This window comes from Gluconacetobacter tumulisoli, assembly GCF_014174155.1.
In the GTDB taxonomy this organism is placed as follows: Bacteria; Pseudomonadota; Alphaproteobacteria; order Acetobacterales; family Acetobacteraceae; genus Gluconacetobacter; species Gluconacetobacter tumulisoli.
Genome location: NZ_JABEQM010000011.1, coordinates 1 through 14,157 on the forward strand (window position 1 = coordinate 1; position 14,157 = coordinate 14,157).

10 protein-coding genes and 1 tRNA gene are annotated in these 14,157 nt (G+C 68.7%); 3 read left to right on the forward strand and 8 right to left on the reverse strand.

Features of this window, described 5'->3' with window-relative positions; all coding sequences use genetic code 11:
* Positions 1 to 860: 860 nt before the first annotated feature.
* Positions 861 to 1,700, reverse strand: coding sequence for an MOSC domain-containing protein (locus HLH28_RS13160; RefSeq protein ID WP_246396156.1), 840 nt, complete (start codon positions 1,698 to 1,700; stop codon positions 861 to 863).
* A 3-nt stretch (positions 1,701 to 1,703) separates the two neighbouring features.
* Positions 1,704 to 2,894: an aldose epimerase family protein gene (locus HLH28_RS13165; RefSeq protein WP_182959934.1), complete on the reverse strand. Its 1,191-nt coding sequence runs from the start codon at positions 2,892 to 2,894 to the stop codon at positions 1,704 to 1,706.
* 273 nt (positions 2,895 to 3,167) lie between these two features.
* Between HLH28_RS13165 and HLH28_RS13170 the strand changes: the two genes are divergently transcribed.
* Together HLH28_RS13170 and HLH28_RS13175 are read left to right on the forward strand one after the other, a co-directional pair.
* The gene (locus HLH28_RS13170) at positions 3,168 to 3,983 is read left to right on the forward strand and encodes an MlaA family lipoprotein (protein ID WP_182959936.1); all 816 of its coding nucleotides are present in this window, start codon (positions 3,168 to 3,170) and stop codon (positions 3,981 to 3,983) included.
* 14 nt (positions 3,984 to 3,997) lie between these two features.
* On the forward strand, positions 3,998 to 4,624 hold the full coding sequence (locus HLH28_RS13175) for an MlaC/ttg2D family ABC transporter substrate-binding protein (protein ID WP_182959943.1): 627 nt from the start codon (positions 3,998 to 4,000) through the stop codon (positions 4,622 to 4,624).
* Positions 4,625 to 4,865: 241 nt separating this feature from the next.
* Here the strand turns inward: HLH28_RS13175 and HLH28_RS13180 are convergent, their stop codons facing one another.
* The 3 genes from HLH28_RS13180 to HLH28_RS13190 form a co-directional block, all read right to left on the reverse strand.
* Positions 4,866 to 5,423, reverse strand: a complete 558-nt coding sequence (locus tag HLH28_RS13180; protein ID WP_182959945.1) for a GNAT family N-acetyltransferase — start codon at positions 5,421 to 5,423, stop codon at positions 4,866 to 4,868.
* Positions 5,424 to 5,523: 100 nt separating this feature from the next.
* A complete protein-coding gene (ettA, locus tag HLH28_RS13185) occupies positions 5,524 to 7,203 on the reverse strand; it encodes an energy-dependent translational throttle protein EttA (protein WP_182959947.1) in 1,680 nt (559 codons plus the stop codon).
* Between the two features lie 89 nt (positions 7,204 to 7,292).
* A tRNA-Ile gene (locus HLH28_RS13190) sits at positions 7,293 to 7,366 on the reverse strand.
* A gap of 168 nt (positions 7,367 to 7,534) precedes the next feature.
* Between HLH28_RS13190 and ppa the strand changes: the two genes are divergently transcribed.
* Positions 7,535 to 8,059 carry an inorganic diphosphatase gene (ppa, locus tag HLH28_RS13195; protein ID WP_182959949.1) on the forward strand — a complete coding sequence of 175 codons (525 nt, stop codon included), beginning with the start codon at positions 7,535 to 7,537 and terminating at the stop codon, positions 8,057 to 8,059.
* A gap of 46 nt (positions 8,060 to 8,105) precedes the next feature.
* On the opposite strand, the gene HLH28_RS13200 is transcribed toward ppa, so the two are convergent.
* The 3 genes from HLH28_RS13200 to HLH28_RS18160 all read right to left on the reverse strand — a co-directional run bounded on the left by HLH28_RS13200 (position 8,106) and on the right by HLH28_RS18160 (position 14,135).
* A complete protein-coding gene (locus HLH28_RS13200; protein WP_182960149.1) occupies positions 8,106 to 8,450 on the reverse strand; it encodes a YnfA family protein in 345 nt (114 codons plus the stop codon).
* Positions 8,450 to 9,712, reverse strand: coding sequence for a glycosyltransferase family 4 protein (locus HLH28_RS13205; protein ID WP_182959960.1), 1,263 nt, complete (start codon positions 9,710 to 9,712; stop codon positions 8,450 to 8,452). The genes HLH28_RS13200 and HLH28_RS13205 overlap by 1 nt, the downstream gene beginning before the upstream one ends.
* A gap of 130 nt (positions 9,713 to 9,842) precedes the next feature.
* Positions 9,843 to 14,135, reverse strand: a complete 4,293-nt coding sequence (locus HLH28_RS18160) for a glycosyltransferase (RefSeq protein ID WP_338029736.1) — start codon at positions 14,133 to 14,135, stop codon at positions 9,843 to 9,845.
* Between the last annotated feature and the right edge of the window lie 22 nt (positions 14,136 to 14,157).

Below are 14,157 nucleotides of genomic sequence, written 5' to 3' on the forward strand. Positions count from 1 at the left end.
CGCAGGCTCGTCAAGGATTACGAGCGTTACGCTTCAACGCTCGCAAGTCTTCATGTCGTCGCTTTCGCATGTTTCATGCTCAGAAACGCCGCTATACTCGCTCACGGTGCACAACACCCTCTAGAACACGCGGAGAAGGAAAGATATCATCTGGAGTGAGGCATTCAGAAATTAAGTTAAAAGCACGACGGTTGACGGTCTGTGTGGTGCCCGCCGTCCAGCCATGATAGAGTCGGATCCGAACACGAAAGATGCTGTCTTTATCAAGAGAACAGAGCAGCTTTGTGGTCGACTTCCCTACCGCATTAAGCGCATAGCGACATCGTTCTACCGGATCGGCCTTCCACGCGGAGGGCGCGGCTAAAATCTGACTATTCCAATCAAGAAACAATCCAACCCGACGAAACGATCGATCCAGCACCAATCCTCCTCAATCCATTCATTGGGAATTTAGCTTCGGACGTATCATTCTTCCGCGCCGCCTGCATGTCCACTCATAAATTACACTGAAGAGTCGAAGAATGGCATGCGTTAAACGCGGAACTGCTCTTGGCTTCGCTTGTTAAATGGGCGCCTTCGGAATTTACGGACCTACCCATTGTATGACTGACCTGTAATCGTAAGCGCTGATACATGGCGGCGCACGCCAATACCAGCTTTTTGCACATTCAGCCCCGAACGTCACCAGTCTACTATCGACCAAGCTCCGACACGTCTCGAATATCCGATTCCTTTGCAGTCCTATTTCGAAGCTAAACCGCCCCCCAATTACCCATATTTGCAAATAGTACAATCGCCAATAAATCAGGGTGCAGGGGTCCGCGACCCCTGCCGGGTTCGGGCAGAACCCGACCTTCCCTTCACGCCGGCAGCAGGTTCGACGCGCCGCGTTCCATTACCATGACGGGGTCGCCCACGGCGATGCGGCCGGGGCGGATGACGGCGGCGTTCTGGCCGAACATCACGCCACCCTTGGCCCGGCGTGTGCGGGACAGGGTCTGCAAGGGTTCGCGCGGGTCAGGGATCCGGGCGGTCTGCTGGTCGATGGTGGTCATGATGCAGCGCGAACATGGTTTGACGATGCGCAGCACCGCCTGACCGATCGCGACCAGTCGCCATTCGTCCTCGGCCCAGGGGGTGGCGCCGGAGATGACGATGTTGGGGCGGAAGCGGTCCATCGGCACCGGGGCGGGCAGCGCGTCGTTCAGCGCGGCCAGCGATTCCGGGGTGGCGAGCAAGGCGGCGAACCCGTCGGCGAACCCGACGGTGGAGCCCGGCGGAGCATAGGCCGGATCGGCCGGCCGGGCACTGGTATCGTGCAGATAGACCAGCCGGCAGGGGCGGCCGAGCACGGCCGAGAGCCAGTCGGCCGCAGCCAGGCCGGCATCGACGGCAGGCACCGTGTCGCCCCAGACGCGCACGGGCTGGCGCACGGCATCGGCGGGCGGGACGTCCACCGCCAGCGTGCTGTGGCCCGGCATGGCCAGCGTCAGCCCGCCCGGCTGCCGGCCCACCGCGACCAGGGCCATGCGGGCGATCTGCCGCTGGGTCAGGAAGCCGCCGTCGGGGTCGACGACCAGCCAGCGCCGGTCGTCATCCAGACCGCACGGCCCCAGCCAGCCCTCGGCCACGGTGATCACGCCCAGGGACTTGACCGGATAGACATGCAGCGCCGAAACGCGGAGATCCTGATCCATCATGCGTCAGCGCGCCGTGCCGGCCTGCACGCCGAACCGGAAGACCGTCGTGTAGTCGAAGGTCTGCCCCGGATTGAGCGTGGTGGTCGGGAAGGTGGGATGGTTGGGCGAATCGGGATAATGCTCGGCCTCGAAGGCAACCGCGTCGGTCTGGCGATAGGCGCGGTGCGACACCCCGGCATAGGCCCCGGTCAGCGAGTTGGAGGTATAGACCTGAAGGCCCGGCTGCGAGGTCAGGACCTCCATCGTGCGGCCCGTCTTCGGGTCGAGGATGCGCGCGGCCAGGCGGGGGGCACCGCCGGAGGGGCCGTTGACGACCCAGTTCTGGTCATAGCCGCGCGCGAACATCAGCTGCGGAAAGGAATCGCGCAGATGGTCGCCAATCCGCGTCGGCTTGCGGAAATCGAGCGGCGTGCCCGCGACCGGCGCCAGTTCCCCCGCGGGGATCGCGGTCGGGTCGGTGGGGGTGTAGCGATCGGCGTTGATCTGCAGGATCTGGTTTTCGACCGAGCCCGACCCCTCGCCACCCAGGTTGAAATAGCTGTGGTTGGTCAGGTTGAGCACGGTCGGCCGGTCGGTCGTGGCCGTGTAGTGCAGGGTAAGCTGGTCGCGGTCATCCAGCGTGTAGGTCACGGCAACCTTCAGCGTGCCGGGAAAGCCCTGGTCCCCGTCCGGGCTGGTCATGGACAGCGTGGCACTGGCGGAATGGGTGTCGGAGACGGTGCCGTCCACGTGCCAGAGCTGCTTGTCGAAGCCTTTGGTGCCGCCATGCAGCGCATTCGGGGGGGCTGTCACGGGAACGTGATAGGCCTGTCCGTTCAGGGTGAAGGTGCCGCGGGCGATCCGGTTGGCGTAGCGCCCGATCATCGCGCCGAAGAACAGGCCGCCCTGCGCGCTGTCGACGGTATAGCCCTGCAGGTCGGGAAAGCCGAGGACGATGTCGTCGACATGCCCGGTCCGGTCCGGCGTTTCGATCGCGGTAATGATTCCGCCGTAGGTGATGAAGCGGACGGTGATTCCGCGGACATTGCGCAAGGTCAGGATTTCGACCGGCCGGCCGTCGGGCAGCGTGCCGAACGATGCGCGGGTCGGGCCGGGAGGCACGGACGGCGCGGCCCCCGCCGGGACGGCCGCCAGGACGGAACCGGCCAGCAGCAGGGCGGAGAGAAGGTGTGTCGCAGATTTCCCGGGCATCATGTCCCACCTTCCATTGTGGATTTTCGGCCACAGTGAACCAGACCCCATTTGCGAGGCAAGGGCGGAAATCCGCGCGCCCGGCACGTATCAGGACGGGCACAAGGCATGCGCCAGGCACGCAACGGCGGCCTGCCGGGTACCGGGGCGGATTGCACAACCGACATCCCATGCTAGAGAAGACTCCAGCGGATACGCATCCTGTTTCCGCGCCATCCATCGGATTCCTGCCGCGTTAGGCATCAGGAACGGCAGACAAGGGAAACGGAAACGAGTATGCGCGCTGTGACAGGATCGAACATTCCACCGTCCCTGCCGTCCGCTTTCGTTGCCCGCCTGCGCCGGATCGCCAGCGTCACCGCAGCACTGGGCGTCGCGGGCCTGGCCGGGTGCGCGGCCCCGCCGCCCAAGGATCCGGACGCCCTGGCCGAGTATCGCGAGGCCAACGATCCGTACGAATCCCTGAACCGGAAGATGTACGGCCTCAGCATGACGCTGGACAAATATTCCCTGCGACCGGTGGCCAAGGCCTATGTCTGGGCGGTGCCCTATCGGGTGCGCCAGTCGCTGGGCAGCATGGTCCAGACGATGAACGAGCCCGTGGTGTTCTTCAACGACGTCGGAGCCGGCAAGTCCCGGCGCGCCGGCGACGCCTTCGTGCGCTGGTGCATCAACATGGTCGCAGGCGTCGGCGGCCTGGTCGACGTCGCGAAATACGCGGGCTATCCCCACCACGACAACGATGCCGGCCTGACGCTGGCGACGTGGGGGGTATCGTCCGGCCCGTACCTGTTCCTGCCGATGATGGGTCCATCCTCGTTCCGCGACGGGGCGGGCTACGGCATCGATGTCGGCCTGTCGCCCTTCAACTACGTGCCCAGCGGCTATGGCCTGCTGACCTTCAACTGGGCCTATAACATCATGGGCATGATCAACGGACGCGCGGACCATCTGGACGCGCTGGATCAGCTTCAGAAAGATGCGCTGGACCCCTACGCCACCATCCGCAGCGCCTACCAGCAGCAGCGCAAGGCGCAGGCCGAAGCCATCCGCAACGACCATCGGGCCACCGTTCCCGACTGGTACAACTGAAAAGGGACGCAGAGATGAAGACAGTTCTTGCCCGTCGTCATGTGCTGGGTCTCGTCGCGGGCGCCATCGCCCTGCCCGCCGCCCGCCACGCCCGTGCCGCAGATGCGGCGGCCGCCAGTGCCCGGTCCTTCGTTACCGATTTCGGACGGCAGCTGATCACGATCGTCAATTCCGACCGCTCGCTGGCCGACAAGAAGACCGCGATCCTGCCGCTGCTGCAGGCGCATGTGGACATGGATTCGATCGGCCGCTACTGCCTGGGCCGCTACTGGCGTGTCGCGACGCCCGAGCAGCAGGCCCGCTACCTGACGCTGTTTCATCAGGTTCTGCTCAATGCCATCACCGACAAGATCGGCGATTATCGCGGCGTGACCTTCACCGTGTCCGGCACGTCGCCGGCCGGTGACGACCAGGCGGTGGATACGATCATCAACCGCCCCGAACAGCCGGCGGCCAATACCCAGTGGATTGTCAGCACCACCAGCGGCCAGCCCAAGGTCGTGGACGTGGTGGGCGAGGGCACCAGCCTGCGCCTGACGCAACGGCAGGATTATGCCTCGTTCGTCGCGCGCCATAACGGCAGCGTCGACGCGCTGCTGCAGGCGCTGGACCATCAGGTGGCGGCCCACGGCGCGCACTAGGATCAGGATCAGAACACGGCAGGACGCGGCGCGATCGGATTGATCCGGCGCCGCGTGCGCCAGCGTTCTGGGTTATCGGGCCCCTTCACCCTTCACACGTCTGGAGACCGTCTGGACATTCGGTCTGGCGAGCGGGAACGGCCCTGGCGGCCCCGCAACCGCGAAGCGCAAAACCTGCATCGGATCGCCGCCAGACCGGATTTCCAGATGGCCCCAGGCCCGCGACCTGAACGGGGACCCTTCAGCCGTCGCGCCCCGCCGGACGGCGGGGCGGAAGAGACGGCAGAGGATCATGCCGCGCCGTGCGGATGCTTTCGTAGACCAGCATTTGGTGCCCGTCGCGCAGGAAACTGTCGCATTCGATCATGCCAATGCCGCCAAGGATGGTGCGCGAGGCTATGTTGGTGTCGCGCGTGACCGCCACCACACGCTGCAGCCCGGCATCGTGGGCGACGTTCAGCACCGCCGATGCGGCCTCCCGCGCCAGGCCGCGCCCCGCCGCCCAGGGCCACAGCGCGAAGCGCAGGCCCATGCCCCGGCCGTCGGGCCGTTGATGCAGGCCGGTCATGCCGATGAACCGGCCGTTTTCGCGAATGGCGAAGATGCCGATGCCCCGGCGCGCCCAGCACGCCAGATCCTCGGCCATCTCGATCTCGGCCTGCTGGCGGGACCGCACGCCCCCCAGCATCATGGCGAATGCGCCGGCATCGGCTTTCAGCCGCACCATGTCGTCCATGTCCCGCCACGAGACCGGTTCCAGCACCAGCCGCGGGGTCCGGATCTGCCCGCCCGCGATCATCGAGCGCCCCTCCCGGCCCCCCATCCATACGGGCCAGCCCCACGGTCCGCGATTCGGGTGCCGGTCCCGGACGCGCTCCGCAGGGCGGCCAGGCGCGGCCTCAGCGCGCGAGGGGTCGGTACTTGATCCGTCCCGGTTCGGTCGCATCGGGGCCGAGTCGACGTCGCTTGTCCTCTTCGTAGGCCTGGAAATTTCCCTCGAACCACTCGACATGGCTGTCGCCCTCGAAGGCCAGGATATGCGTGGCCAGACGGTCCAGGAACCAGCGGTCATGGCTGATGATGACCGCGCAGCCCGCGAATTCCGCCAGCGCGTCTTCCAGGGCGCGCAGCGTGTCGACGTCCAGGTCGTTCGTCGGTTCGTCCAGCAGGATGACGTTGCTTTCCTGGCGCAGCATCTTAGCCAGGTGCACGCGGTTGCGCTCGCCGCCCGACAGGATGCCGACCTTCTTCTGCTGGTCCGCGCCCTTGAAGTTGAATGCGCCGACATAGGCGCGCGACGGCACCGCGCGCTTGCCCAGATAGATCACGTCGGTCCCGCCGGAGATTTCCTCCCAGACCGACTTGTCGTCGTCGAGGCTGTCGCGCGACTGGTCGACATAGCCCAGCTTCACGGTCTCGCCGACCTTCAGCGTGCCGGAATCGGGCTGTTCCTGCCCCACGATCATGCGGAACAGGGTGGATTTGCCCGCGCCGTTCGGTCCGATGACGCCGACGATGCCGCCCGGCGGCAGCCGGAAGCTGAGGTCGTCGATCAGCAGCCGGTTGCCGAACGCCTTGCGCAGGTCCTCGGCCTCGATGACCGTGCTGCCCAGGCGGGGACCGGGCGGGATGACGATGTCGGCGACGCCGCCGGCGCGCTCGGCGTTCTGGGCCAGCATCTCCTCGTAGCGGGCGATGCGCGACTTGCTCTTGGCCTGGCGGGCCTTGGGGCTGGAGCCGATCCATTCCTGCTCGGCGGCCAGGGCGCGCTGGCGCGCACTTTCCTCCTTTTCCTCCTGGGCCAGGCGCTTGCGCTTCTGCACCAGCCACGAGGAATAATTGCCCTGGAACGGATAGCCCCGGCCGCGCTCCAGTTCCAGAATCCAGTTGGTGACGTTGTCGAGAAAGTAGCGGTCATGGGTGATGACCATCACCGTGCCCTCGTAGTCGCGCAGGGTCCGTTCCAGCCAGGCCACGCTTTCGGCGTCCAGATGGTTGGTCGGTTCGTCCAGCAGCAGCAGGTCGGGCTTTTCCAGCAGCAGGCGGCACAGCGCCACGCGCCGGCGCTCGCCGCCCGACAGGCGGGTGACGGGGCTGTCCGCCGGCGGGCAGCGCAGGGCGTCCAGCGCGATGTCGATCTTGCGGTCCAGTTCCCAGCCGTCGCCGGCCTCGATCTTTTCCTGCAGTTCGGCCTGTTCGGCCAGCAGGGCGTTCATCTCGTCGTCCGACATCGGCTCGGCGAACTTCATCGAGATCTCGTTGAAGCGGTCGACGGCGATCTTCAGGTCGCCGAAGCCCAGGGCCACGTTCTCGCCCACCGTCAGGGATTCGTCGAGCTTGGGCTCCTGCTCCAGGTAGCCGATCCGGGCCCCCTCGGCGGCCCAGGCCTCGCCGCCATATTCGGTCTCGATCCCGGCCATGATCTTCAGCAGGGTGGACTTGCCCGCGCCGTTGACACCCAGCACGCCGATCTTCACCCCGGGCAGGAAGGACAGGGTGATGCCCTTGAAGACCTCGCGCCCGCCCGGATACGCCTTGGTCAGGTCCTTCATCACATAGACATATTGCGTGGCGGCCATGACGAAGGCTCCCGGATCAAAATAAGGAAAGAAGAATGTCGTTCCGCCCGCACTGTCCCCGAAGGGCGTGCGCGGGCCGCACGACGGCCTGCGCCCGGCAGGACTTGAACCCGCAACCAAGCCGTTATGAGCGGCCCGCTCTGACCAATTGAGCTACGGGCGCGCAGGCCGCCCCTGACTTCGCGCATGTGCGGCGGTTTGGCAAGATCCCGTGCACGCTCCACCGCCATTTCTCCGCACGGCGCGGCCGGTCGCGGGCGCTTGGCAAGGCGCGCGCGCGTCGATAGGTTCGGACCATCTTTCATGTTCCGTGAAGTGTGGAGCCGTCGCCATGGATGTGTCGAAAATCTCGCCCGGCAAGGACGTACCGTTCGATATCAACGTCGTCATCGAGATCCCGCAGGGATCGTCGGTGAAGTACGAAGTCGACAAGGACAGCGGCGCCATCGTCGTCGACCGTGTCCTGTTTACGCCGATGGCCTATCCGGCCGCCTACGGCTTCATCCCCGGCACGCTGGCCGCCGACGGCGACCCGGCCGACGCGCTGGTCCTGATCCCCGCCCCGGTCGTGCCCGGCGCCGTGATCCGCGCCCGGCCGATCGGCATGCTGCGCATGGAGGACGAGAGCGGGCAGGACGAGAAGATCATCTGCGTCCCGCACGACAAGGTGAATCCGTACTATTCCAAGGTCGAGAAGATCGCGGACCTGCCGGAGATCCTGATCCAGCAGATCGAGCATTTCTTCACGCGCTACAAGGACCTGGAAAAGGGCAAGTGGGTGAAGGTCGCCGGCTGGGCCGGGCGTGAGGAAGCGGGCGACATCATCCGCGAATCCCTGGCCGCCGCGCAGAAGTAACTCCTGCCCGGGCATGGTCCGGCGGACCATGCCCGGATGGGATATCCTAACGTCCCCGCGCGGCGGCCGACAGGATCACGGCGGCGCCGGCAAGGCACAGCGCGACGCCGGCCAGATCGCGCAGGGTGACCGGCCGCCCCTCGACCACACGCAGCCAGACGATCGCGCCGACGATATAGATGCCGCCATAGGCCGCGAAGGTGCGGCCCGCCGTCTCGCTGTCCACCAGGGTCAGCAGCCAGCCGAACAGCGCCAGGCTCGCCATGCCGGGCAGCAGCAGCCACGCCGCGCCGCCCTCGCGCCGCCAGCACCACCAGGCGTAGCATCCCCCGATCTCGCACACCGCCGCCGCGGCATAGATCGCGAACGGCGCCAGACTCGTCCGCACGATCAGGCCGGCCTGCGGCGTGTCGCCGCGCCCCGCGGGACGGATCCGTCCCGCATCAATCGGTCGATCAGGGTCCGGTAGCGCGCCATGCAATCCTCCATATCCAGCGTTCGCTCCGCCTCCTGCCGGACGGCGCGGCGCAGGCGGGAGGCCAGCGCGCGGTCTTCCAGCAGTTCCAGCACCCCGTCGGCAATGCGGTCGGGGTCCAGGAACGGCACCAGGCGCCCCGTCCGCCCGTCGGACAGGAATTCGCGCACCGGCGCCGTATCGCTGCCGACGATCGCGCAGCCCATGGCCATCGCCTCGCGCAGCGACCAGGACGCCACGAACGGATAGGTCAGGTAGACATGCGCGTCCGACCGGCGCAACAGGGCGCGGAACGTATCGTATTCCACCCTGCCAACGAAATGGACGCGGTCAAGGTCGATCCGCCCCGCCAGTTCGGCCAGCATCCTGTCGCGCCAGCTGCCCGAGGGCAGGCGCGCGCCGTAGCTGACGCCGTCGCCGCCGACCAGCACCACCCGCGCATCGGGCCTGGCCCGCAGGATCCCCGGCAGCGCGCGCATGAAGACATGGAAGCCGCGATAGGGTTCCAGGTCGCGGGCGATATAGGTCACCAGCCTGTCGCGCGGGGCAATGACCACGTCGCCGATCCGCAGGCGACGCCGGAAGGCCGCCGGATCGGGCACGCACGCCGCCAGGTCCACGCCTTCGCGCACCACCGTGATCCGATCGCGCGCCCAGGCCGGATAGGTGTCCCATTGGAACAGGGTAGGGGTCTGCCCCCAACCGCCGCCGGTCAGCGCCTGCAAATTCACGGCGTTCTTGGCGCGAATCACCGGCCGGTACGATTCGGGCGACGGAAATTCCGGATCGAACCCGACATCCAGGCTGTCGGCGTGATAGAAGAATTCGAAATAGCCCAGGACGGGGACGCCGGGGAACACATCGCCCAGATCGAGCAATTCTCCCCAGCCGTGATGGCCGATGATGATGTCGGGCCGATAGCCCAGATCCCGCAGGGCGGTCGCCGCGCGGGCCACTGCCCCGGCCCGCAGCATCGCCAGTTCGAATTCCCGCGCTGCCGGATGGATGCCCTCGGCGGAACCGCGCGGCAGGCGATAGACCACCCGCCGGACGCCCGGAAGCTGGTTGTCGTTCGGTTCGCTGATGAAGACGATCTCGTTGTCGTCCTCGGCCCGCAAATGGCGCAGCAGATGCAGGAACTGCCCCGGGAAATTCTGATGGATAACGAGGTACTTCAAGGAATTCCCCTGCATCGCGGACCGGCGCGCCCCCGCCGCGCCGCCCTCCCGACCCCCGGTGATCTTCATGGTCGGCAGGATGGTCCCATGGCCGATTTGTCCATGGCCCATGCGGGCCAGGGATAGGAGATCAGGATCGACGGGATGCCAGGCGCTTGCGCGCCTTCAGAAGATCCAGCCGCGATCCGGGTGCCTTGCGCCCGCGACCGGGACGGATGGGATCGATCGGGGGGGACGCATCCTTCGTTCTCCCCTTCACGGCGACCTTGGGACCGGACGCCTTGTCGTCCGGCATCGTCCCCGGCGACGCCTTCCCGGGCGATGTCTTCCCCCGTGCCGCCTTCGTCTCCGGCCGCGCCATTCGCCCGGCCCGGCGTCCGCGCCGGGGCGGGTCGTCCGTCGCCGGAGTGCCGTCAGACACGGCGTCGGGGGCCGGGTCCGACACTGCCGCCAGCAGTTCGGCCTCCAGCGCGTCGGGGATCTCGGCCTCCTCTACCGGTACGATCTCGACCCGGAACGCCTCCAGCGGGGCGAGGCTCTCGGCCTCGACCACCCGGCCCTCGCCCACCGGCCCGACGGACGTGCCGTCGGTGAAAGTCGCGGCGACGGTGCAGGCGAAGCGCCCCGCGGCGGCGCCCTTCAGGCGCACGCGCAGGCCCAGCACCGGCAGCGCCATGCCCCGGCTGCCGCAGAACTGTCCGCCGGACGCCCAGGGCGACAGCCAGCCCCGGCCCAGGACGGCCTGGTATTCGATATCCCCCGCCGTGACCTGGCTGGCAGGGGATATCGCAAATCCCTCGATCCAGGCCTGGCTGCCCGGCTTGCCCATCCATTCGCCCAATGACGCCGCGACATCGCCCCGGCGCTGGATATGGGCGGTGAGTTCGGCCCCCGGCGTCCCGTCGGCGGGCGCGCCGGCCGACGGGACGATTCCGGCCGGAACCGCCTGCGGCGCGGGTCCTGGCGCGACGGCGGCGGCGGACACCGGGACAGGCGCGCCCGGACGCACGGCGTCGGCCAGACGCACCACCTGCAATTTCGGCGCCCCCTGCACGGCCGCCGGATCCTGGTAGATGGTGATCAGCACCTGCGCCGGGCCGGCGGGGACGCGGACCAGCGCCGCGTTCCGCTCGCTCCCCAGCCATCCGTCGGCATCGAAGGTGACGATGCTGGCCGCCCCGCCGGCCGGGCCGGGCGGCGGGGAAATCCGCACCCCGGGCAGGCCGCCGGCGGTGGACGTCCCCTGCCCGGGGGCGTGGAAGATGCAATACAGACCCGAATCGAGAGTCATCAGATGCCCCGCGACCTTCAGGTCTGTCACCCGGCCCTGGCCGCCCCCCGGGCCGGCCAATACGGCGTCCGACATCAGACGCCGGCCCCGGCGGCCGGGCGGCGGCGCGGGAGCGCGGTCGGCGAAAACAGACGGTCCTGCACAGGAATCAAGGTCCAGATCTCCTCTTTGTCCCGACGGCATGCGCCGTCGCCGTCTCGGGCGTCCACAAGACAGGAAAATCGTATTCAATTCGTGAATCGGCAGGCCGGGCGGCACGATGATTCCCCGCCCGGTGCGCCGGATCCGATCGGCCACCGCCCCGAAATCGTAGGCCACCACCCGCAGCCCGGCCCGCCACGCCAGCCCCAGGGTAAAGCACCAGGTTTCAGGCCAGACCGACGGCAGCAGCGCGATGTCCGCCTGCTGCGCGCACAGCAGGGACAGGGCTTCGGCCTCGTGATAGGCGCCGGTGACGAAGACCCGGCCCGTCTGCATCAGCGCGTCATCGTCCGGCGTGTGGCCGACGACGACGAATTCCAGGTCCAGCCGGCGTGTCGCCGCGTCGCGGGCGGCGGCCAGCAGGATGTCGTACCCCTTTTCCACCCCGATCGCGCCGATCACGGCGACACGCACCCGGCCGCCCCGCATCGGGCGCGGATCCGCTCCCGCCCCGGCCAGCCGGGCGAAAGCAGCCAGCGACAGGTCCGGCCGGTCGTCTTCCAGCGGCGTCACCCGGACGACCAGGCCGGGGAAATGCCGACGCATCCGCCGCCCCGAATCGTCCGACGGCACGATCACCGCGCGCGCGCCCGACAGCGCCGTCCGCGACCGCGCCAGCAGGGCGGGGATCGCGGCGCCGTCAGGGTCGTCCCGCCCGCCTTCCAGCAGGCTGCCCGTCCGCGCGACACAGGCCGCGCACCCTTCGGGGCCCGGTTCGCCGCAATAGCGTCCCGCCGGCCCCACCAGGGCGATACGGGGGCAGAACCACATATAATCATGGACATGCACATCGTACGGCACCGCCAGTTCGGCGGCCAGCGCATCGGCATCGACACGATGGCCAAGACGATGATGCCATTCCACCGCCTCCACCCCCGACGCGCGCAGCACGGTCAGCAGCATCGCGCGTTCCGCCGGCAGCCGGAATCGCGGGGCGGGCCCATCGTCCCTGGCGCCCCCCGCATCGTCCCCTGTCCCGCCGTCCTCCAGCCGGCAGCCAGTTGCGTCGGGGCGCAGCACGATCGCGCGCATGCCCGACCGCCGCCAGGCCCGGGCGCGGGCCTGCACCACGCGTTCGACCCCGCCCCCCTGCGCGTGGGTGACCAGCAGCACCGCGCGAGTCCATCGCGCCCCGGCCCGCCGCCAGCAGACCAGGTCCAGCCGCCGCCGTGCCGCGAACAGAGGATCGGCGGCGATATGCGCCGCGACCAGGGCGTCATAGCCGGGATGAAGCCGGTTCACGATCGCCAGGTTCCGCCGCAACAATCGCGAGCGCGCCGCCCCGAACGACGCCGACCCCACATGGCCGACAAAGGCCCCGGGCGCGGCGACGTGACGCCATCCCAGGGCCGCCGCACGCCGACAGAATTCGTTTTCCTCGCCATAGCCCTGCGCGAACAGGTCGGCCCGGAACAGGCCCGCCCGCGCCAGGCAATCGTGACGGATGAACAGGCAGAAGCCATGGCCCGTGGGCACCGTCACCGCCTGCCCGCCATTGGCGGCCCGCGCCGCCGCCATCAGATGGCGCACCCGCGCCAGATCGGGCACCGGGGCAGGCTGGTCCGGCCGGTCCGGGCCAGGCCATGAAAAGATCGTGGCGTCGTTCGACAGCGGCGTGACCGTCCCGATATCCGGCGCCCCGTAGGCGACCGCCACCAGTTCCGCGAGCCATCCGCCCGCCACCAGCGTGTCGCTGTTCAGCAGCACGACGTCATGGCCGGCCGCCGCGCGCATCCCGTCATTGGCCGAAACCGGAAACCCCATGGTGCGCGCATGCCGGATCAGGCGGATCGTCCCCGCCGCCGCCAGCCGGTCAAGGTCCGCCGCCAGCGCACCGTCCGGCGTCGCGTCGTCGACCACCCAGACCGGCACATCCGGCCCCGCACTGTCGCGGACCGACGCCAGGCAGGCCAGCGTTGCCGCGCGATCGCCATGGACCGGCACGACGATGGCGACCGGCACGCGCCGGCCCGGCACAAGCGGACCCGTGTCGGGCGATATCGCCGCGGGCGGCGCCGCGGGACAGGCCGGATCGACCGGGCTGCCGGTCAGGTCGCCCCCGTCCGGCCCGACGACCCGGACCGGACCGGCCGGCAGGCACGTCCCCGCAACCGAGAAGCGGCGCGGCCGCGCCAGCGGCACGGTGCTGTCGACATCGACAGCGCGATCCGACGCATCGACCCGCAGTACCACCCGTCCATCGGCGGGCGAGAGAATGCGCAGGCGGGCTACGTGGTCGGGGTCTGCCGGATGCCAGGCCCAGCCCGCCAACCCGTCGCCATCGGGTTCCACCACGCCTTCGACCCGCAGCAGGGCGGCCGGGTCCAGCGGACTGCCCAGCAGCGGCGCCCCCGCCACCGTCACGTCGATCCGCGCGGCCTCCCGCCAGGTGCCGGACAGGACCAGAACGCCATCGCGCGCATGCCACTGCCCGCCCGCCTGCCTGCCGTCGTACGCGACATCCGGGCACGTTCCCGCCGCCAGCCCGCGCATACGCAGGCGGCCTGCCGCCGACAGGCCGCACCAGCCCGGCCGCCCCCCCAGAATGGCCAACCGGTCGAACAGGGCGTCCATGTCGTCCGGCGGCGCGTGACGGGACAAGACGCGCTGCGCCGTCGAAACGGCCTGCGGCGCGTCGCCCGCCGCCAGCAGCGCGCCGGACAGTGCCAGCCAGCCCTCGCGAACCTCGAACCGGCGTGTCAGCACGCGCAGCAGCCGGACCGCGCCCGCCGGGTCGCCTGCCCGCAGCCGCGCCATCGCCAGCGGGAACATGACGTTCGGGCTGTCCGGGGCCAGGCGGTGCGCGCGTTCGTACCAGCGCAGCGCCCCATCCACGTCGTCCGCCGCCTCCAGCCGTCGGGCCTGCCGGAAGGCAGCCTGGGCCCGCGCATCAGCCCAGGCCTGCCACGCCGCCCGATCGGCCGCCGTCACCCCGTGCGCCCTGCCTGGGGGA

Coding starts and splice junctions, on each gene's coding strand:
- HLH28_RS13165 (WP_182959934.1), bottom strand. CDS start 2,894: ATGATGCCCGGGAAATCTGCGACACACCTTCTCTCCGCCCTGCTGCTG.
- HLH28_RS13160 (WP_246396156.1), bottom strand. CDS start 1,700: ATGATGGATCAGGATCTCCGCGTTTCGGCGCTGCATGTCTATCCGGTC.
- ettA (WP_182959947.1), bottom strand. CDS start 7,203: ATGGCCGCCACGCAATATGTCTATGTGATGAAGGACCTGACCAAGGCG.
- HLH28_RS13180 (WP_182959945.1), bottom strand. CDS start 5,423: ATGATCGCGGGCGGGCAGATCCGGACCCCGCGGCTGGTGCTGGAACCG.
- ppa (WP_182959949.1), top strand. CDS start 7,535: ATGGATGTGTCGAAAATCTCGCCCGGCAAGGACGTACCGTTCGATATC.
- HLH28_RS13175 (WP_182959943.1), top strand. CDS start 3,998: ATGAAGACAGTTCTTGCCCGTCGTCATGTGCTGGGTCTCGTCGCGGGC.
- HLH28_RS13170 (WP_182959936.1), top strand. CDS start 3,168: ATGCGCGCTGTGACAGGATCGAACATTCCACCGTCCCTGCCGTCCGCT.